This is a genomic window from Microbacterium sp. NPDC058062 (assembly GCF_042885375.1).
Taxonomy (GTDB): Bacteria; Actinomycetota; Actinomycetes; order Actinomycetales; family Microbacteriaceae; genus Microbacterium; species Microbacterium trichothecenolyticum_C.
The window spans coordinates 681,491-700,391 of the sequence record NZ_JBHVSC010000003.1 but is presented as its reverse complement, the minus strand read 5'-3'; the positions used below and the strand labels follow the sequence as shown (position 1 = coordinate 700,391).

Annotated in this window: 16 protein-coding genes; 5 read left to right on the top strand and 11 right to left on the bottom strand. The window is 70.7% G+C overall.

From position 1 onward, the window contains the following. The first annotated feature begins 162 nt into the window (after nt 1-162). Complete coding sequence (locus ACFVSU_RS12290; protein ID WP_387142906.1) at nt 163-1,497, top strand: aminomethyl transferase family protein; 1,335 nt, start codon at nt 163-165, stop codon at nt 1,495-1,497. A gap of 3 nt (nt 1,498-1,500) precedes the next feature. Next, a complete protein-coding gene (locus tag ACFVSU_RS12285) occupies nt 1,501-2,862 on the top strand; it encodes a hypothetical protein (RefSeq protein ID WP_387142903.1) in 1,362 nt (453 codons plus the stop codon). A 125-nt stretch (nt 2,863-2,987) separates the two neighbouring features. Here ACFVSU_RS12285 and ACFVSU_RS12280 read toward each other — a convergent pair whose 3' ends face one another. Continuing rightward, nucleotides 2,988-4,043, bottom strand: coding sequence for a hypothetical protein (locus ACFVSU_RS12280; RefSeq protein WP_387142901.1), 1,056 nt, complete (start codon nt 4,041-4,043; stop codon nt 2,988-2,990). Between the two features lie 411 nt (nt 4,044-4,454). After that, the gene (locus ACFVSU_RS12275) at nt 4,455-5,834 is read right to left on the bottom strand and encodes an aminomethyl transferase family protein (RefSeq protein WP_387142898.1); all 1,380 of its coding nucleotides are present in this window, start codon (nt 5,832-5,834) and stop codon (nt 4,455-4,457) included. 129 nt (nt 5,835-5,963) lie between these two features. On the opposite strand from ACFVSU_RS12275, the gene ACFVSU_RS12270 reads away from it, so the two are divergent. Continuing rightward, nucleotides 5,964-6,446, top strand: coding sequence for a MarR family winged helix-turn-helix transcriptional regulator (locus ACFVSU_RS12270; protein WP_387142895.1), 483 nt, complete (start codon nt 5,964-5,966; stop codon nt 6,444-6,446). A gap of 67 nt (nt 6,447-6,513) precedes the next feature. On the opposite strand, the gene ACFVSU_RS12265 is transcribed toward ACFVSU_RS12270, so the two are convergent. The 7 genes from ACFVSU_RS12265 to ACFVSU_RS12235 all read right to left on the bottom strand — a co-directional run bounded on the left by ACFVSU_RS12265 (nt 6,514) and on the right by ACFVSU_RS12235 (nt 14,206). After that, a complete protein-coding gene (locus tag ACFVSU_RS12265; RefSeq protein WP_387142892.1) occupies nt 6,514-7,446 on the bottom strand; it encodes a bifunctional methylenetetrahydrofolate dehydrogenase/methenyltetrahydrofolate cyclohydrolase in 933 nt (310 codons plus the stop codon). 28 nt (nt 7,447-7,474) lie between these two features. After that, nucleotides 7,475-8,818: an ATP-binding protein gene (locus tag ACFVSU_RS12260; protein WP_387142889.1), complete on the bottom strand. Its 1,344-nt coding sequence runs from the start codon at nt 8,816-8,818 to the stop codon at nt 7,475-7,477. Nucleotides 8,819-8,880: 62 nt separating this feature from the next. Then, on the bottom strand, nt 8,881-10,236 hold the full coding sequence (locus tag ACFVSU_RS12255) for an aminomethyl transferase family protein (protein ID WP_387142887.1): 1,356 nt from the start codon (nt 10,234-10,236) through the stop codon (nt 8,881-8,883). Between the two features lie 23 nt (nt 10,237-10,259). Beyond that, complete coding sequence (locus tag ACFVSU_RS12250; RefSeq protein ID WP_387142884.1) at nt 10,260-11,093, bottom strand: methylenetetrahydrofolate reductase; 834 nt, start codon at nt 11,091-11,093, stop codon at nt 10,260-10,262. Between the two features lie 41 nt (nt 11,094-11,134). Beyond that, nucleotides 11,135-12,040, bottom strand: coding sequence for a formyltetrahydrofolate deformylase (gene purU / locus ACFVSU_RS12245; protein WP_387142881.1), 906 nt, complete (start codon nt 12,038-12,040; stop codon nt 11,135-11,137). 388 nt (nt 12,041-12,428) lie between these two features. Further along, entirely contained in the window at nt 12,429-13,484 is a 1,056-nt protein-coding gene (locus ACFVSU_RS12240; RefSeq protein ID WP_387142878.1) for a hypothetical protein, read from the bottom strand. Between the two features lie 137 nt (nt 13,485-13,621). Next, nucleotides 13,622-14,206, bottom strand: coding sequence for a carboxymuconolactone decarboxylase family protein (locus tag ACFVSU_RS12235; RefSeq protein WP_387142875.1), 585 nt, complete (start codon nt 14,204-14,206; stop codon nt 13,622-13,624). Nucleotides 14,207-14,337: 131 nt separating this feature from the next. Between ACFVSU_RS12235 and ACFVSU_RS12230 the strand changes: the two genes are divergently transcribed. Both ACFVSU_RS12230 and ACFVSU_RS12225 read left to right on the top strand, forming a co-directional pair. After that, entirely contained in the window at nt 14,338-17,172 is a 2,835-nt protein-coding gene (locus ACFVSU_RS12230) for a family 78 glycoside hydrolase catalytic domain (RefSeq protein ID WP_387142872.1), read from the top strand. Then, nucleotides 17,169-17,594: a cupin domain-containing protein gene (locus ACFVSU_RS12225; protein WP_387142869.1), complete on the top strand. Its 426-nt coding sequence runs from the start codon at nt 17,169-17,171 to the stop codon at nt 17,592-17,594. The genes ACFVSU_RS12230 and ACFVSU_RS12225 overlap by 4 nt, the downstream gene beginning before the upstream one ends. 134 nt (nt 17,595-17,728) lie before the next feature. On the opposite strand, the gene ACFVSU_RS12220 is transcribed toward ACFVSU_RS12225, so the two are convergent. After that, the gene (locus ACFVSU_RS12220; RefSeq protein WP_169583593.1) at nt 17,729-17,887 is read right to left on the bottom strand and encodes a hypothetical protein; all 159 of its coding nucleotides are present in this window, start codon (nt 17,885-17,887) and stop codon (nt 17,729-17,731) included. A 72-nt stretch (nt 17,888-17,959) separates the two neighbouring features. Beyond that, nucleotides 17,960-18,901 (bottom strand): NADP-dependent oxidoreductase, encoded by a 942-nt coding sequence (locus tag ACFVSU_RS12215; RefSeq protein WP_387142865.1) that lies wholly within the window; start codon nt 18,899-18,901, stop codon nt 17,960-17,962.

The following is an 18,901-nucleotide window of genomic DNA, read 5'->3' as shown; positions in this document are numbered from 1 at the left end:
CGGCGGGTCGCTTCCAGTCTCGCGGGTGAGGCGGGGCGCTTCGTGCACGCGAAGACTGCACGGCAGGACCCTCTTGGCATGCTATTTCAGTTGACTTACACTTCTGCATACAACTGGGATCCCGCGACATCCGATTCGCATCCCGAGGCAAAGGAGCCGCACATGGCATGGGAGTTCGTGAGCCTGCAGCAGGGCATCGACGAGGCGGGATCAGCGATCCGCCTGCTCTGGAAGCCGGGCTCGGACCCGTGGAAGCCGCCGGTCGTCGACGACGAGTACGCGGGATGGGGCGTGGAGCAGACCGCGTGGCGCACGGACGTGACGCTGTCGGATCTGTCGTTCCACATGTCCGACACGTTCCTTCGCGGCCCCGACGCGCGGAGGCTCCTCGGCGAGGTCAGCGCGAACAACGTCGAGAACTTCGAGATCGGACAGGCCAAGCAGTTCGTGCCTGTGGCCGCGGACGGCAACATCATCACTGACGGCATCCTGCTGCGCGACGGCGAGGAGTCGTTCGTGCTCAGCGGCGTCCCCGCCGCGCAGAACTGGGTGACCTCGCACGCGGTCGCCGGCGGCTACGACATCGAGTACTCGACCGACGGATCGATGGAGTTCCGCTTCGGCGAGCAGCCGCGGCTGTTCCGCATGCAGGTGCAGGGGCCGCGTGCCCTCGATGTCGTGCACAAGGCATTCGGCGGACCGCTGCCCGAGACGAAGTTCTTCCACTCGACGCCCGTCACCCTCGCCGGCCGCTCGTTCCGGGCCCTGCGCCACGGCATGGCGGGCCAGGCGGGCTACGAGTTCATCGGCGACTACGCCGACCACGACGCCGTCAAGGAGGCGCTCACCGCCGCGGGCGAGGAGTTCGGCATCTCGCTCGTGGGGGCGCTCTCGTACGCGACGAACGGCATCGAGAGCGGCTGGATCCCGACACCGACCCCGGCGATCTATACGGATCCGTCACTGGCCGACTACCGTCAGCGCCTGGGCCTGTTCACCTACGAGGGTCAGAACCCGCTCTACGGCTCGTTCTACTCCGACCGCATCGAGGATTACTACACGTCGCCGTGGGAGCTGGGATACGGCCGGTCGATCTCGTTCAGCCACGACTTCATCGGCCGCGACGCCCTGCAGGCGGCGAAGGACCAGGTCCACCGCACGAAGGTCACGCTCGAGCTCGATGCCGACGACGTGCGTGCGCTCGGCGCGGACGACGCGTACCTCAACAACTACGGCCGCCAGCGCATCGAGGCCGACGACGAGCTGGTGGGGACGACCTTCCAGGCAGCCCGCATCGCGCCGCTCGGACGCGTGCTCGCACTGTCGCTCGTCGACGCGGCGCACGCCGCGCCGGGCACGCAGGTCGAGGTCGTGTGGGGCGACCATCCCGGCCACGGAACCGACGCCGACGCGGACCTCGGCTTCCCGCGCATCCGCGCCACCGTGCAGCCCGCGCCGTACAACGAGTACGCACGCACCACCTACCGGAAGGACTGACGGATGCCGCAGTCCACAGCCGACCAACGCGAGAGGTACGACCGGCTCAAGGCCGACCCGCGGGGCGCCTTCGACCGCGACCGGCCCGCGATCTTCAGCCCTGCCGCTGCGGCGCAGGACGAGGGCAACGGCCGTACGACGGTCAAGCGCTTCGGGCCGCTGTACCTGCCCAGCGAGTACACCCAGTGGACGGAGGAAGCCGCCGCACACGTCCAGTCGGTCTATCTCGGCGACTGGTCCTCGCTCGCGAAGGTCCGCGTGCGAGGGCCCGAGGCGCTGTCGTTCCTCGGGTGGCTCGGCATGAACGACCTGTCGCGGTTCGAGCTCGGGCAGGTCAAGCATCACGTGCAGCTCGACGAGCACGGGTGGGTCGCCTCCGAGGGCATCCTGCTCCGGCTCGCCGACGACGAGTTCCTGTACACGGCCGGCTCGGGCGACTGGCTCCTCTGGCAGTTGAGTCAGGGGGACTGGGATGCCGCCGCCGCAGACATCAGCCCGGACCTCTTCATCTTCGGCGTGCAGGGTCCGCGCTCGATCCACGTGCTGGAGCGCGTGCTGGACGAGTCGCTGCGCGACCTGCGCTTCAACCGGAGCCGTCCCGCCCGCCTCGGCGGGACGGAGGTGCGGGTGCTGCGGACGGGCATCTCGGGCGAGCTCGGCTACGAGGTGCACGGCCCGGCGGATGCTGCCGACGACGTGTGGCGGGTGATCCGCGACGCCGGCGCCGACGCGGACCTCAGGCAGCTGGGCCTCCGCGCGCAGCCGGTGCAGCACATCGAGTCCGGCATCGCGACGAACGGCCTGGACTACTTCCCCGCCGCGGCCATCACTCCCGGCGCGGCCTGGCAGTTCACGCAAGGCGGGATCGAGGGAAGCTTCGTGCCCACCGGAGGGTTCACGGATTACTTCCGCAAGCCGGTCGAGCTCGGCTGGCAGGTGCGGGGCGACTTCACGCACGACTTCCTCGGCAAGGACGCGCTCCTGGCTGACCTGGCCGCGGGCGAGCCCGCGCGGGTGCTCGCCGGGCTCGTCTGGAACGCCGGGGACGTGGCATCCGTCCTCACCGCCTTCCTGGATGACGGGCCGCTGCCCGAGCCGATGGAGCTGCCGCGCGTCGCGGGGCCCGCGTTCGACACGGTGCGGAAGGACGGCGCGGTCGTGGGCGTCGCAACGGGCCGCACCGTGAGTCCGACACTCCGGCAGATGATCTCGCTCGTGACGATCGCACGGGAGCACAGCGCGCCGGGCACCGAGGTCGCCGTGGTGTGGGGTCGTCCGGGCACGCCACAGCGCGAGATCCGCGCGATCGTCGCCGCACTGCCGTTCAAGCCCGACAACCGCCGCGTCGACGTTTCCCGGCTCTAGACCCCACCCCCTCCGCCCATGTTCGGTGGGCGCGATCCGTCGCCTCCCTCACTGCAGACGGCAGATTGCGCCAACCGGGTCGCGTCCGGCCGATCCGAGCGCCGGGGCGCAGGCTCGCGGCGAGGTCAGGGGCGCCAGCCGAACCTCAGCAGCGCGCCACGCACCTGGATGACGGCGCCCTCGCGGCGGGGGTACAGGTGCGCGGCGGTGAGCCGGATCACCGTCCAGCCGAGAGCCGCGCACTTCGCGTGCTTCTCGATGTCGCGGTTCCATTGCGCTCGATCGAGGCGGTGGTGATCGCCCTCGTACTCGACCAGGACCCGCCATCGCGGATAGGCGATCTCGGTGCACCCGAAGGGCTTGCCGTCCTCGCCGATCAGGTCGAAGTCGAGCTCCGCATCGGGGAGTTCGGCGCGCTCGAGAGCGAGACGCAGGTCCGTCTCGGCGGTCGACGCGCTGCCCACCCGGATCAGAGGCAGCGCGGCCCGCAACTTTGCGGCACCGCGACGTCGGCCGGCGGCGAGCGCCGCCGTCAGCTCGTCAACCGTCGCGAGGCCACGAGTCCCGCGCTTCATCCCGCGCTGCCGCGGAATGTGGACGATCGCGTCACCGAGTTGCACGAGTTCGTCGACGCTGAGCTCCTCGCCGAGCAGCGCCCAGGTCGTGGCGGGATCGGTCACCCGCAACGCGTCACGGACGACGACCGTGGTGGATGCCGGCGCCAGTTGTCGCCCACGAACGCCCGCCGCCCGCGAGGCTCGGATCGGCGCCAGCACGGCGACGTCGATGTCCGCGGGCGCCCCGGGATCGATCTCGGCGTCGGGGTTCGCCGCCCGCGGACGCAGGAGACGAATCGGCAGCGGCAGGTTCCACAGCACGGCCGCGGTCACGTGGCTGAAGAACGAACCTTCTCCGGCGACGCACCAGAACGCACGGGCACGGCGCACCATCTGTCCACGACGGCGCCGCGCCTCGACCGTAATCGGGCTCTCATCGGCAGCGCCGCTCGTGGGCTTGGCCGGCTCGGCACCGGCGCGCATCCTCGCGCCGTGGAACGGCTGCGCGAGGCCGTCGTGGCGCAGCCTCCGCTCCGTGACACCAGCCAGCAGGGCTTCGCGAACTGCAAAGACGTCGCCGAGCGACTCCGGGAGTGGGCGCGGGGTTCGTCGTCGGCGTGTCATCCCCCCACGCTCGCGGACGTGTCGCCCCGAGAACCGCTCCGGGACCGCATCAGTGGAGAACCTGGTCGGGTACCCCAGTGGGGAGAAGCGTGTCATCCACCCCGTGCGGTTCGGCACGCCCGGCGCAACCCGTCGCTCGGTTCCCAGCTCGCGACCAGTTGCGCCGAGCGAACCAGAATCCAGGGGCCGCAGCATCCGTCCCTCAGGCCACACCACCCACCGCGCGCAATCCACCGCGCAACCCTCGCTGCGCGATCGAATGCGCCCGTCTGACTGGGCTGCGGGCGACGTCGCACGGGAAGAATCGACTCACCTGGCGCACCCGGTCGCGCAAACCCGGGGTTCGCGGCCGAATGCGTCAAGCGGAACGGATGCCGAGTGCACCGGCATCCGCTCCGCTCTGCGTGGGCGTCAGGCGACGCCGACGGCAGCCGCCTGCCGATTGCCCGAGCCTTCGGTGGTCTCGGAGAACGGCCGCGCGATCACGGTGGCGCGCACCGTGGTCTGCGTGTGGCGCTCGTAGAACGGGCTGTCGACGCTGCCGGCGGGCTCGCCCCACGTGAGCTCGACCTGGTCGCCGACCTGCGCCTCGTCGTCGAGCGAGCCGAGTGAGATCCAGCTGCGGGTGTTCGACGAGTAGGTCGTCAGGTTCATGTTGCCGACGTGCGCACCGTCCTTGTCGACGCGGTCGAACTGCGTCGCGGTGTAGGTCGCGAACGGCATCTCGAGGTACTTGAAGCGGTCGGCTCCCTCGTTGTACATGCTCGCGAAGATGCGCGCGACGTCGTCCCTGTTCCACTCCACCCACGCCTTGCGGCGGTGCGGCTCGTCGATGCGCGCCTCGAGCGCCTCGCGGCCGATGAAGTCGTGGTCGAACTTCGCGATGTGCGTGTAGCCGAGGTCCCACGGCGTCACGTAGTAGTCCTCGATGCGCTCCGACACGAAGCTGCCGGCGATGGCGAGCGTGCCCTCGAACGAGCGCGCGTTCTGCCACTCGCGGAACGGCTTCATCTCGGGCTGCGAGTACACGGCGGGCAGCGTGTTGGCGATCCAGCCGGACTCGGTGGCGACCGACGCGTAGGCCCGGCCGCCGATCTGGGTGATGCCGAACTCGGCGCCGGCCTCGAGGAGCGTCTCACGGACGCCCTGGAGCTCTTCGTACGGCCCGAAGAACTCGAGCCCGGGGAACCCCGACATGCGGTGGTTCAGCGCGGTGGTCTCGTACTTCCCGATCCTGAACTTGCCCATGTGGAAGAACTTGATCTCGGGCATGGGTCCGCCGTTGACCTTCTCGAAGATCTCGCCGGCAGTCGGTCCCTGCAGCTGCAGGCGGTAGTACTCGCGGTTGGGGTTGAGCACGAAGCGCTCGTCCTTGCGGACGGTCACGTTCCAGTCGCCGGTCTCGGCGTGGAACTGCACCCAGTTGAGTGCCGGCGGGCGGCCGACGATGCGCACGAGCTGCTCGCCGAGGCAGAACAGGATCGCGTCGCCGACCATGTTGCCGTCGTGACCGACCGCGATGAGCTGCTTCGCCTTCATGGGGCCGAAGTTCCGGAAGCTGTTCGCGCCGAGGTGCTCGAGCAGGCGGAACACGTCCGGTCCTTCGACGATGAGGTCGGGCATGTGCAGCGACAGGTCCATGAGAGCGGCCGTCGAGCGCCACGACTCCTGCTCGTCGCGCCAGTTGGTGAACTCCGGCTTGACCGGAAAGACGTACGCGCCGGAGCGTCCGCTGCGCAGAAGCTGGAGCGGCCCGCCGGCCTTCTGGATCTCGTCTTCGAGAGTGGGCATCCTTCGGTTCCTTCCACGACCCGCCTCGATGCGGGCCTGACCCGACCGTATCAGTCATCTGTAAACATGTCATCCCTCTTCAATGATTGGAATTCCTGATAATGTGAACCGGTAACGCGAGGAGGCGACATGGTGCTGAACGAGCCGGAGCGGCCATCGGAGTGGCTGGGCGGCATCCCCTACCGGCTGTGGCGGGCGAATCAGGCCCTGCATCGCCGCGTGGTCGAGGCGATCGACGATCTCGGTCTCACCGTCACCCAGCTCGGCATCATGGTGCACCTCGACGAGCTCGGTCACATGTCGGCGTCCGACCTCGCCCGCCTGTTCCGCCTCACGCCGCAGAGCACGACGACGGCGCTCAACCGCCTCGAAGCCGAGGAGTGGGTGCGGCGCGTCCCGCACCCGATCCACCGCCGCGTCATCTGGTACGAGGTCACGCCCGAGGGCCTCAAGGTCGCCGACGAGGGTCGCCAGCGCGTCGCCGCAGTGAACCGCGAGGTCGAGGCGGCTCTCGGCGACATCGACCAGGCGGCACTGTCGGCCGCACTGCACCTCATCACGTCGACCTTCGACGAGGAGGTGCCCACCGGCACCATGTGGCCGGTGCGCTGATCCTCGACCACGGATGGGGAGACGGATGCTGCGGCCCGCAGCATCCCTCATCCGCCGGCCTCACGCGTCAGGCGTGCCCGGCACTCCAGCCGGCGTCGACCAGCTCGCGCGACTCGGGCGCCACACTCCGTTCGGCGGCCGCGACGACGTTCGCGACGAGCATGGCCCGCGTCATCGGGCCGACGCCGCCCGGATTCGGCGACATCCACCCCGCGACCGCGGCGACCTCCGGGTCGACGTCGCCGGCGAGCTTCGCCTTGCCGGACGCCGTCGTGCCCACTCGCGTGACTCCCACGTCGAGCACAGCGGCGCCGGGGCGCACCCACTCCGGCCGCACGAAGTGCGGCACCCCGAGGGCCGCGACGACGATGTCGGCGCGACGCACCTGGTCGGCGATGTCGGGCGTGCGCGAGTGCGTCAGCGTCACCGTCGCGTCGATCCCCCGGCGCGACAGCAGCAGCCCGAGCGGCCGCCCGACGGTGATGCCGCGGCCGATCACGGTGACATGCTTGCCTGCGGTCGCGACGCCGTTGCGCGTGAGCAGCTCGACGATTCCGACGGGCGTGCACGGCAGCGGCACGGTGTCGTCCGACGCGTCGACGTCGAGCACGAGGCGTCCGAGGTTGGCGGGGTGAAGGCCGTCGGCGTCCTTGGCGGGATCGATGAGCGCGATGATCGCGTTCTCATCGATGCCTGCGGGGAGCGGCAACTGCACGATGAACCCGGTGACGGCCGGATCGGCGTTCAGGTCCCGCACCGCCTGTGCGATCTCGGCCTGGCTCGCCGTCGCGGGCAGCTCGACGGCGATGGACTCCACACCGACCTCGGCGCAGTCGCGGTGCTTGCCGGTGACATACGACCGCGATCCGGGGTCGTCGCCGACGAGCAGCGTCCCGAGGCCCGGCACGATGCCCCGGTCGCGCAGGACGCGCACACGTTGCGTGAGCTCTTCCTTGACGGCGGCGGCGGTCGCGACGCCGTCCAAGACGATGGCGGTCATGTCTCTCCGATCGGTGGGGTGGGGGCGTTCACAGGCGGGCAAGCGCGTCGATGTCTTCGAGGAAGTCGCGCACGGCGCTCTTCGACACCGTCGCGCGGGTCGAGCGGAGCGCGCGCTGGTAGTGGCGGGTCTCGAGCTGCACCGGCGACTCGTCGACGTCAGGGAGCACGATCGCTCCCGTCGTCGTCGCGACCGGAGCGCCCTGCAGCGCGCCGGCGAGGGCGTCCTGCGCGGCGCGACGCACCGCGTACTCGATGTCGGCGGGCGTGAGTCCCTCGCTCGCGTCGACGAGGGCGTCGAGGTCGATCCCGTCCACCACGCCGGCAGGCACGTAGCGGATCCAGATCGCGCGCCGGGCGTCGGCATCCGGCAGTCCGATCGGAAGCACGTAGTCGAAACGGCCGTGGCGCAGGAACGCCGCGTCGAGCGCACGCACGAAGTTCGTGGCGCAGATCAGGAGGCGCCCCTCGAGCTCCCGGAACTCCGAGAGCAGCTTCAGCAGCTCGTTCGTCACGCCCTGCGTGGGCGAGGGCGGGTCGCCGCGCCGCCGTGAGGCGATCTCCTCCACCTCGTCGATGAACACGACCGCGTGCTCGAGCTCGGCGATCACCTCGAACGTCTGGCGCAGCGCCGCCGGCAGTCCCGCGGGCGAGTCCGCGAGCCGGGAGGGGAACACCTCGACGAAGGGCCAGCCCAGGCGCGAGGCGACGGCCTTCGCGAACGTCGTCTTCCCGGTGCCCGGCGGCCCGAAGAGCATGACCGCGCGCGGCGGCAGCACGCCGTACCGCGCCGCGAGCTCGGGGTGCGCGAGCGGTGTGACGAGGCGTTCCTCGAGCAGCAGCTTCTCGCGTGCCATCCCCGCGACGTTGTGCCAGAGCCGGCGCGGCAGGATGCGGCCGCCGACCTCCTTGAGCAGGTCGAGCTCGCGCCGCTGCACCGGCAGCGGGCGCTCGAAGTAGCGGAGGTGATGGCGCACCTCGAAGCCGTTGCCGGTGAGGTGCGGCACGCCCTGCGCCGCGTCCGACACGATCACCGACAGCTTCCCGAGGCCGAGGGGCGCCATCCGCCGCTCGAGGCGGTCGAGCAGCGCCGCCCCGATCCGCTCCGCGTCGAGAGCGGGGGTCCGGTCGTCGTCGATGCGGAAGAACACGATCCACCCCTGCGCGTGGGCTGCGCGGCCGACCGCGGCCCCGAGGATCCGATCCCCCGACACCGCGACGACGGCATGGTCGGCCTGGCACGACGCGATGACCTCGGCCAGGGAGTACACCGGCGTCTCGCCGCGGTCGTGCGAGAGCTCCCACAGCCGCACGATCCCCTCGAGGTCGTCGTCGTGGAAATCGCGGATGTGCGCGTGACTTCGCTGGCTCATCGCCCCACCCTCGTGTTGTGGACGGATGCCGCGGCCCGCAGCATCCGTCCTCATCCGCTGTGTCAGACCGCGACGTTCGCGCGGTAGGTCGTGCGGGCGAACTCGTTGTACGGCGAACTCTGCACCGTGGCGCGGATGCGCGGGAGGCCGAGGTCGGCGTCGCTAGCCTCACCGTGGCCCGGGTACTGCCCCCAGACGACCTCGACCTCGGTGCCGGGCTCCGCGACCGCGTGGTCGACGAGCGCCAGCGACAGGATCGTCCCGACGGGGGCGATGTGCGAGGTCCAGAACGTCATGCCCTGGAGCTGCCCCTCCCGCTCGATGCGGAAGCGTCCGTACGAGTTGAGATAGTCCGAGCCCGCTGCGCCGAGCACGCGCCCGACGTCGCCGCGGTCGAACTCGAGCGTGACCTTCGTGCGCCGCACCTCGTCCTTGGCGGCGAAGAGGGCGTCGCGGCCGATGAAGTCGTGGTTGAACGAGATCGAGCGGCCGTAGCCCAGTTCCCACGGCGAGATGTAGTAGTCCTCGATGCGGTCGGAGTAGAAGCTGCCGCCGAGCGGCTTCATGCCCTCGTACGAGAACTTCGGCAGCCATCGACGGTAGTCCTCGAGGCGGGGGTCGGTGTAGATCGCCGGGGTCGGCGTGGGGATCCAGCCGCTCTCGACGCCGTTCGTGAAGTACGCCTTGCCGCCAACGGGCTGGATGCCGAAGGGCTCCCCGCCCTCGAGCAGGGCCTCGCGCACGGCGCCGTAGTGGGCGAAGTCGCCGATGAACTCGTAGCCGGCCTGCCCCGCCATGCCGTGGCGCAGCGCACGCACCGGGATGCCGCGGAGCGACACCTCGACGGAGTGGAAGAACTTCACCTCGGGCAGCGGTCCCCCGAACGCGCGCTCGACGGCGTACGCCGCGAGGGGGCCCTGCACCTGGAAGCGGAACAGCTTCGGGTCGCGGTCCTTGCGCACCGACGAGTCGGGGTCGGTCGAGTACGCGACGTCGTAGCCGCCCTTTTCGGCGTGGTACTTCACCCAGTTCTGCGCGGCGGGCACGCCGGTGAGCGTGAACGCCTCTTCGCCGGTGCGCAGCAGGATGCCGTCGACGACGATGTTGCCGTCGTACGAGACCGGTACGAACTGCTTGGCCTGGCCGACCGCGAAGCTCGCGTAGTTGTTGGCGCTGACGTCGCTGAGGAGGCGGACGGTGTCGGGGCCCTCGAGGAACGTGTCGAACATGTGGAACGACAGATCGAACAGGGCGACGTTCTGGCGCCACGCCGCCTGCTCGGCACCCCAGCCTGAGAACTCCGGCTCGACGACGGGGACGGTCCACGCGGGCGCGCCGGGCTTCCAGAGCAGCTGGATCGGGGATCCGGCCTCGTCGATCGCGTCCTGAAGGGTGGGGGTGGTGGCGGGTGCGTTCATGGTCTTCTCCTGGGGTCGGCGCGTCATTGCGCGCGGAAGTCGCGGATCCACTCGCTCGTGGCCGTGAGGCCTCCGAACGTGTAGAAGTGCAGGTGCACGCGGCCGTGGCGTGCGGGGTCGTAGCCGGCGGCGAGCGCGCCGATGAGCTTGTCGGGTCCGGCCGTGCCGATGAGGTTGGTGAGCGAGAACCCGTACTTCTTGACGATCATCGCGTTCGCTCCGATGCCGAATCGGCGCGCGAAGCCGATGAGGCGCTTGACCCCCGCCGGACCGGGCACGCCGATGCGGATCGGCAGATCGATGCCCTCGGCGCGCACGCGCTCGATCCAGGCGAGCACGGGCTCCTCGTCGAACGCGAACTGCGTGATGATCGTGCCCTCGAGCCCCTGCTCCTTGAGCGCCGCGGCCTTGCCGCGCAGCGCCGACCACAGCACGTCGTCGGGGATGTCGGGGTGTCCCTCGGGGTAACCGGCGATGCTCACGTGCCGCACGCCGTACTGAGGGGGCAAGCCGGTGCGAATCACCGACTCCGAGTCGGCGTACGGTCCCTCCGGCGTCGCGGGGTCGCCGCCGACGGCGAAGATGCTCCCACTGGCGCCCGCGTCGCGGAGCGCACCGAGGTACTCCTCGAGCTCGGCCTGGCCGTGCAGCCGCCGCGCCGAGATGTGCGGCACGGGCGTGAATCCGCCCTCGAGCACGGCTTTCGCCGCGGCGAGCCGCATGGGCAGGTCCTCGTTGCCGAGGAATGTCACGTTGATGCGCGTACCGGCAGGGATCACGGATGCCGCGGCCCGCAGGTCGTCGACATCCTTCCCGGTCATCTCGAGCGAGAAGTCGGTGAGGAGCGTGGTGCTCATGGCTGTCTTCATCTTCGAATCGCCTTTCGGGGGTGAAATGGTCAGGGCTGGAAGACGACGGTCTCGCGGCCGTTGCGGATGACGCGGTCCTGGCAGTGCCACGCGACGGCGCGGGCGAGCACGGCGCGCTCGACGTCGGCGCCCCGGCGCTGCAGGTCGGCGGCCGAGTCGGCGTGCGTGACGCGCACGACGTCCTGCTCGATGATCGGGCCCTCGTCGAGGTCGCCGGTGACGTAGTGGGCGGTCGCGCCGATGAGCTTGACGCCGCGCTCCTTCGCCTTGCGGTACGGCGCGGCCCCGATGAAGGCCGGCAGGAACGAGTGGTGGATGTTGATGACGGGCACGCCGATCCGCTCGAGGAAATCCTCCGAGAGGATCTGCATGTAGCGCGCGAGCACCACCACGTCGACGTTGCCGACGAGCAGCTCGAGGATGCGCTCCTCGGCCGCCGACTTGTCGGGCCCCTGCGACGGCACGTGGACGAACGGGATGCCGAACGACCGCACGTCATCGGCCACGACGGTGTGGTTCGAGATCACCATCGGCACCGTCATCGGGATCTCGCCGCGGCGCTGACGCCACAGCAGGTCGAGCAGGCAGTGGTCGGAGGTCGACGCAAGGATCGCGACGCGCTTGGGGGCCGAGCGATCCGCGAGCGTCCACGTGACGTCGAGCCCACCTCCGAGCGCCGCCTCGAGGGAGGCCTCGATCGCGGGCCGCACGGCAGCGAAGTCGTCGACGTGGAAGACGGTGCGCTGGAAGAAGTGCCCGCCCTCGGGGTCGTCGGTGTACTGGTCGAGCGAGACGATGTTGGCGCCGTTCTCGGACAGCGCCGACGAGATCGCGCGAACGAGGCCGGGGCGATCCTCGCCCTCGACGAGCAGGATGCCTTCATCGGTCGGCAGCTTCAGTGCGAGGTTCGGCGTCTTCGGTGCCACGATCGTCATCGTCCGTACTCCCTTGTTACAGATGACTGAAACTCTAACAGTCGCCTGTAATCGCGGGAAGTCCCGACAGGGTGTCCACTCCTGCATCATTCGCGTGCAGACCGTGCGCGGTCGCCGGTGGGACGATGGTGCGAGCCCGCCACTCGCGGGCGCACACGACGAGGTGACCACCCGATCGCCGGACGTCGAGCACCCGAGAGGCGACCCCGCCCGGGCGCCCGGCGACACGCGACCAGCTGAAGGGAGCTCGCCATGAACCGCACGGCCGACTGGTACTGCGACGACAGCGACTGCGACTACTGCGGCGCACCCGAGACCGACTGACGGCGCCCGCACGAACGAGAAGCCGGCGCCCCGCGAGGGGCGCCGGCTTCATCGTGTGCGGATGTCACCAGGCGGTGGCGACCTCGGCGTGGGTCGTGAGGATCCCCTCGGTCGTTCCGGCCGGAGCGCGACCGATGCCGCACTCGGTCGCGACGCCGAACACCGGTGCGTAGCGCAGCGCCGTCTCGATGCGGCCGGCCGCGCCCGCGGCGCCGTCTTCGCGGTGGATCAGCCCGAGGTACAGCTCGGTGCCATCCGGCAGAGCGAGGCCGGCGAGCGGTGCGTAGTACGCCTCGTCGTCGCGCTCGATGGGCACCGGCAGGTGCAGCCACGTGATCGGGCGACCGGATGCCTCGAACAGCCCGTTCGCGAACCGCACGAGGTTGGCGGCATCGGCCGGCTCGACGAAGTGCTTCTCGGCGACGTCGCCGTAGCAGAGATGGAACCCCACCTCGACGGCATCCGGCACGAGATCGGCCTGTTCGGCGGAGCGGGCGATCAGCCCGCTCCACAGGTCGTCGCCCCACCAGGGCTCGACGGCCGGCTTGCCGCGGTATTCGACCTGCTCGATCAGCTGGAACTCGACTGCGTTGTCCCACTGGATCGCGAGTTCGTCGTGGGGGATCGCAGCGAGGATCTCGTCGAGCTCGCGATACATGGCGGCGCGGTACACCGGCTCGATCGCGGCACGCTGCTCGGCGGGGAAGAACGCGCCGACGACGGCCAGTGGCGTCGGCAGCGACACCTGGAACCGCACGCCCGCGGGGACCGCGCCCTCTTCCCGCAGCCGCCGGAACAGCGCGTACGACTCGATCGCCGCAGCCGCGTAGCCGAGTGGGGGGAACTCGATCGTCGCGGGGTCGACGCCGTCCGCGACCCGCACGGGTCGCGCGTCCAGCATCTTCACCGGGATCGGGTGATCGCCGACGCGCTCGATCCCGTCGGCCTCGGCGAGCACATCGGGCTGGAAGAGGATCCAGTGGAACCGGGGCCCCACCTCGCCGTCGGGGATGCGCTTGAGGTGACCGCCGAGCACCTCGGCGGCGGTGCGGATGGTGGTCTCGGCGTCGTCGTAGTTGACGCTGCCGACGAGATGGGCGCCCTGGGGCTGTCCAGTCATGACTCTTCCTTCTTTGTTCGTTCGTCACATGTGTACGCGAAATCGGCGGTTCCGCGTACACATGTGACGGACGAACGGCGGGTGGGGCGGGCGAGGCCGCGCCGGCGAGATCGCCGGGTCGCGGCATCCGTCCCGCGTCAGACGCCTGCGGGGGCGACCTTCGCGTAGCCGCGCACGTCGGGGAACGGGGGCACGCGGTCCTTCTGCAGGTCGACCTGGAAGGTGTTGAGGCACATCGACAGCAGTGTGAAGTTGCCGAGGAGGCCGATCGCGTCGACCAACTGCTGATCCGTGAACACGGCGGTCAGGCGGGCGTAGGTCTCGTCAGACACGAAATGGGTCGTGAGCAGCTCGACCGCGAAGTCATGGAACGTCTGCAGCTCGACATCGTCGCCGAAATCGGGTTCGCCCCACGTAGCGAGCGCCTCGATCGCCTCGGCGGGCACGCCGGTGGCGATCGCCTTGTCGACGTGGGCGTTCCACGAGAACTGGGCGTCGAAGTACCGGGCCGCGACGAGCAGCGCGTACTCGCGGATGCGCTCGGGCATGCTGCAGTCGAACCGCACGAACGCGCCGAGCGCCTCCACCCGGTCGCACAGTTCCGGGCTGTGCAGCCACACCTTGAAGGGGCCGCCGATCTTTCCGCGCTTCGCGATGATGCGGTCGGCGAGCTCCCGCTGGCGCGGTGTCATCTCGTCGATGGGGGTCACGTCGAGTCGCATGTCGTCCTCCGGGCTCGGCTTGTCGCGGTGTTCTCGGGGCGAGACTAGGCGGGGACGGATGCTGCGGGGAGGGCTCCCCGGGCAACGTAAGCGTGCACCCCGCGAAGCGAGCACAGACCTACCGTGAGAGCGTGCCCTCCCGTGTCACCACTCTCACCGCCGAACTGCGCGTCGATTCCGCCGCCGTCGCCTCGCCGACCCCGCGCCTGTCGTGGACGGTCTCGTCCTCCGAGCCCGGCTGGCGTCAGGAGTGGGCGGAGCTGCGTCGCGGCACCGAGGTGGTGCGCCGCGAGGGGCGCGACAGCGTGCTCGTGGATTGGCCGTTCGCCCCGCTGTCGGCCGGCGAACGCACCGAGGTGCAGCTGCGAGTGGGATCGACCGACGGACACGAGACCCCGTGGAGCGCCCCGCTCCCCCTGTGGGCCGCGTTCGCGCCAGAGTGGGTCGCGAAGCCGATCGCCCTCGCCGACCCCGAGACCCCTGCACAGCCGGCACTGCTGCGCACGTCGTTCGTCGTCGACCGCCCGGTGCGCAGCGCGACGCTGCACTGGACGGCGCTCGGCGTGGTCGACGCCTCCCTCAACGGCTCCCCCGTCGACGACCTCGTCCTCACCCCCGGCTGGACGAGCTACCGGGAGCGGCTCGTGTACGAGACGGCCGACGTGACGGCGCTGCTGCGCGATGGCGAGAACGCGCTCGGCCTCTCGCTCGCCGGCGGCTGGTACACCGAGGAGTACCACGTGCTCACGGCGCCGAAGCGGTTCTACGGCGACCAGCCGCGTGCTCTCGCGCAGCTGCGCATCGAGTTCGAGGACGGCTGTGTTCGCACGGTCGCCACCGGCGACGGCTGGCGGGCGTCCGGCCAGGGCCCGATCGTGGCGAGCGGCATCTATGCCGGCGAGCAGGTCGACGCCCGTCGCGTCGTCCCCGGATGGGACGCGCCCGGCTTCGACGACGCGGCGTGGGCCGCAGCATCCGTCGTCGACGAGGCGATGCCCGTCCTCGAGCCGCGCATCGCGCCGCCGGTCCGGGAGATCGAACGGATGCTGCCGATCGCGATCTCACACACCGGATCGGGGCGCGTCCTGCTCGACTTCGGGCAGAACGTCGTCGGCCGGCTGCGGCTGCGGGTGCGCGGCCGCCGGGGCACGGTCGTCACCGTGCGCCACGCGGAGGTGCTCGAGGGCGCGTTCGGGGAGGGGGCGGAGCTCGCCCTCCGCCCCCTCCGCCTCGCCTCCGCCACCGACACCTTCACCCTCGCCGGGGACGGCCCCGAGGTGTTCGAGCCTCGGTTCACGTTCCACGGGTTCCGGTACGTCGACATCGACGGGTGGCCCGGCGAGTTCGACCCGGACGAGTTCGTGAACGGGGCCGTCGAGGCCGTGGTGCTCGGCAGCGACCTGCGGCGCACCGGGTGGTTCGAGGCATCCGATCCCCTGCTGAACCGGTTCCACGAGAACGTCGTGTGGACGCTGCGGGGCAACTATCTCGCGGTGCCGCAGGACTGCCCGCAGCGCGACGAGCGCCTCGGCTGGACCGGCGATACGCAGCTGTTCGCGCCGACCGCCGAGTTCCTCTTCGACTGCCACGCCTTCCTGCGCTCGTGGCTCCGCGACCTCGCCCTCGAGCAGCGGCGGCTCGGCGGGCTCGTGCCGCTCTTCGCGCCCGACGTGCTGCCCGGGTTCAGTGACCGCGGACCCGTCGCGGCGTGGGGCGATGCGATCGCGATCGTGCCGCATGTGCTCGCCGACAGCTCGGGCGACACCTCGGTGCTCGCCGAGTTCTACCCGGGCATGCGCGACTGGATCGACCTCGTGCTCTCGCACCGCGATGCTGAGGGCCTCTGGACCAGCGGCCGTCAGCTCGCGGACTGGCTCGACCCGAACGCTCCGCCCAACGCGCCTTCGCGCGGGCGCACCGACACCGACATCGTCGCGACCGCCTACCTCGTGCGCACGGCACGGCTCACCGCCGACGTCGCGCGGCGGCTCGGGCATCACGCCGAGGCCGACCGCCTGCTGACAGAAGCGGAGGTGTCGCGCCGCGCCTACCTCGACGCGTTCGTGACGCCGACCGGACGCATGATGTGCGACACCCAGACCGCGTACGCGCTCACGATCGCGTTCGACCTCGTCGACGATCCGCGACTGCGCCGGCGCGTCGGCGACCGCCTCGCGTTCGTCGTGCGCCGTGACGGCTACCGCATCGCCACGGGACTCGTCGGCACGGCGGTCATCGCGCAGGCGCTCACGGCGACGGGCCACCTCGACGCCGCGGAGCGCCTGCTGTTCCAGACGGAGTCGCCCTCGTGGCTCTATCCCGTGACCGTCGGCGCCACCACGGTGTGGGAACGCTGGGACGGCCTGCGCCCCGACGGCTCGCTCAACCCCGGCGCGATGATCTCGTTCAGCCACGTCGCGCTCGGCTCGGTCGCCGCGTGGCTGCACACCGAGATCGCCGGACTGTCGGCGGCCGAGCCGGGCTACCGCGTGGTCCGGATCGCGCCGAAGCCCCTCGCTCGCCTGGGCCACGCCCGTGCCCGGCATGACACCCCGTACGGCCCCGCGGAGTCGGGGTGGGAGCGCATCGACGGCGGCCTGCGGGTGTTCGCCGAGATCCCGGCGAACACGACGGCGCTTGTCGCGCTGCCCGACGGTCGCCGATTCGAGGTCGGCGCGGGCGTACACGAATGGACGGTCGCCGAGACGGATGCTGCGCCCCCGCGCCCGCCCGTGACCCTCGAGTCCTCGATGGCCGAGCTCGCCGACGACCCCACCGCGCACCGCGCGTTCTTCGGCGCCCTGACGGCGCGGCCGAATCGCTTCCTCGCCGGCGCGGTGAGCTCGAACGCGCTGTACACGCCGGGGCGCAGCATCCGTGACGCCCTCGTCTTCGCCGACGAAGCGACCCTCGCGGCCGCCGCCGACGCCCTCGCCACCGCCCACGACGTGAAAGGCACCTCATGACCACCATCCGGATCTTCGACGAGATCGAGGTGCTCGACCGCGGCGGGGCCGTGAAGACCTGGCCGCTCATCACCAAGGACACCGCGGGCGCCACAAACGAGGTGACGACGGGCATCAGCGTGTACCCCGTCGGAGCCGGCGCGCCGCTGCACTCGCACAACTGCGGCGAGCAGGTGCTGATCCTCGAGGGTCAGGGCTTCGTCGAGGTGCATGACCCCGAGGAGGGTCTGATCCACCGCGATCTCGTCAAGGACGACACCGCCTATGTGCCCGCCGACACGTTCCACCGCTATCAGAACACCGGAGAGGTGCCGATGCGGATCCTCTGGATCTACCCGGGCGCCTACGTGACGCGCACGTTCGCCGACACCGGGAAGACGGTCGAGCACCTCACGGCCGAAGACGCGATGGGTGGTCGCTGAGGCCGATCGAGCCCGAGCGCCGAAACGAGGGACGCCGGCGCCCGTGTGCTGGGGGACACGAAGGCGCCGGCGTCCAGGTCGACGCCTGGGGTCTTGATGACCCGCGCAGGCGCCCAGGACCCGAGCTGGGGGACTCAGGTCTGACGGCGGATGAAGCGCATCAGCCACGCGATCACCGCGATGACGATGATGACGAGGCCGATCCACAGCAGGAACTTCGCTGCCTCGATGAACACGCCGAGCAGCAACAGGACGATTCCGACGATGAGCAGGATCACTGCGAGTCCGGTCATGCAGACCATGGTGGGCTGATGCCCGAGCGTCCGCCAACCTCTTGACAACAGGCCCGGAACGTGGGCGGGGCCTCAGGCGGTGAGCACGACCTTGCCGCCCGAGTGCCCCGTCGCGACGAGCCGCAGCGCGTCGGGCGCCTCATCGAGCGGGAACGTCCGCGCGACGGGCAGCACGAGGTCGCCCGCGGCCGCGAGATCGAGGATGCGACGCCGCGCGGGCATGCGGAATGCGATGCTCGCGGGCGCCGCGCCCGCGGAGATCCCGACGCCGGCCTCGCGCGCCTTCGGCCCGGGGGCGAGGGTCGCGATGCGGGCGGGATCTGCGACGAGGTCGAGCGAGACGGCGAGCGCCTCGTCCGTGCCCGCGGCGTCGATCGCCGCGTCGACGCCTCCGGGGGCGAGCGCACGCACGCGGTCGGCGAGTCCCTCGCCGTACGTGGTCGCCTGGGCGCCGAACGACGTGATCTTCGCGAGGCTCGCCTCGGAGCCCGTGCCGATCACCCGGATGCCGTCCTGCACAGCCAGCTGCGTCACCAGCACCCCGACCGACCCGGATGCCCCGTGCACGACGAGCGTCTCGCCACGCTGCGCACCCGAGAGTGCCAGCATTTCGGCCGCGACGACGCCGACGTGCAGGAGGCCCGAGGCGGTGACGTCGTCGACCTCGTTCGGAAGTGCGAAGACGTCGGATGCAGCGACCACGAGGTCGCTCGCGAGCGCTCCGGCGATCTTGAACGCGACGACCCGGTCACCCACGGCCACCGGACCGGTGGCGATCTCGGTGCCGGTCGCGACCGCGGTCACGACGCCCGCGGCCTCCTGGCCGACGCCGAGCGGGAGCAGCGACGGGTCGGCGTTCCAGCCGCCCGACAGCCCTTTGAAGTCGGACGGGTTCAGCCCCGCGGCGGTCACACGGATGGCGACCTCCCCGGCCTCGGGCGTGCGCGGCGCGAACTCCTCGAGCTCGAGGGCGTCGATCCCGCCGTACTCCGGCAGCACCCACCTGCGCGCCAT

Coding starts and splice junctions, on each gene's coding strand:
- ACFVSU_RS12290 (WP_387142906.1), top strand. CDS start 163: ATGGCATGGGAGTTCGTGAGCCTGCAGCAGGGCATCGACGAGGCGGGA.
- ACFVSU_RS12285 (WP_387142903.1), top strand. CDS start 1,501: ATGCCGCAGTCCACAGCCGACCAACGCGAGAGGTACGACCGGCTCAAG.
- ACFVSU_RS12280 (WP_387142901.1), bottom strand. CDS start 4,043: ATGACACGCCGACGACGAACCCCGCGCCCACTCCCGGAGTCGCTCGGC.
- ACFVSU_RS12275 (WP_387142898.1), bottom strand. CDS start 5,834: ATGCCCACTCTCGAAGACGAGATCCAGAAGGCCGGCGGGCCGCTCCAG.
- ACFVSU_RS12270 (WP_387142895.1), top strand. CDS start 5,964: ATGGTGCTGAACGAGCCGGAGCGGCCATCGGAGTGGCTGGGCGGCATC.
- ACFVSU_RS12265 (WP_387142892.1), bottom strand. CDS start 7,446: ATGACCGCCATCGTCTTGGACGGCGTCGCGACCGCCGCCGCCGTCAAG.
- ACFVSU_RS12260 (WP_387142889.1), bottom strand. CDS start 8,818: ATGAGCCAGCGAAGTCACGCGCACATCCGCGATTTCCACGACGACGAC.
- ACFVSU_RS12255 (WP_387142887.1), bottom strand. CDS start 10,236: ATGAACGCACCCGCCACCACCCCCACCCTTCAGGACGCGATCGACGAG.
- ACFVSU_RS12250 (WP_387142884.1), bottom strand. CDS start 11,093: ATGAGCACCACGCTCCTCACCGACTTCTCGCTCGAGATGACCGGGAAG.
- purU (WP_387142881.1), bottom strand. CDS start 12,040: ATGACGATCGTGGCACCGAAGACGCCGAACCTCGCACTGAAGCTGCCG.
- ACFVSU_RS12240 (WP_387142878.1), bottom strand. CDS start 13,484: ATGACTGGACAGCCCCAGGGCGCCCATCTCGTCGGCAGCGTCAACTAC.
- ACFVSU_RS12235 (WP_387142875.1), bottom strand. CDS start 14,206: ATGCGACTCGACGTGACCCCCATCGACGAGATGACACCGCGCCAGCGG.
- ACFVSU_RS12225 (WP_387142869.1), top strand. CDS start 17,169: ATGACCACCATCCGGATCTTCGACGAGATCGAGGTGCTCGACCGCGGC.
- ACFVSU_RS12220 (WP_169583593.1), bottom strand. CDS start 17,887: ATGACCGGACTCGCAGTGATCCTGCTCATCGTCGGAATCGTCCTGTTG.
- ACFVSU_RS12215 (WP_387142865.1), bottom strand. CDS start 18,901: ATGGCGCGCAGGTGGGTGCTGCCGGAGTACGGCGGGATCGACGCCCTC.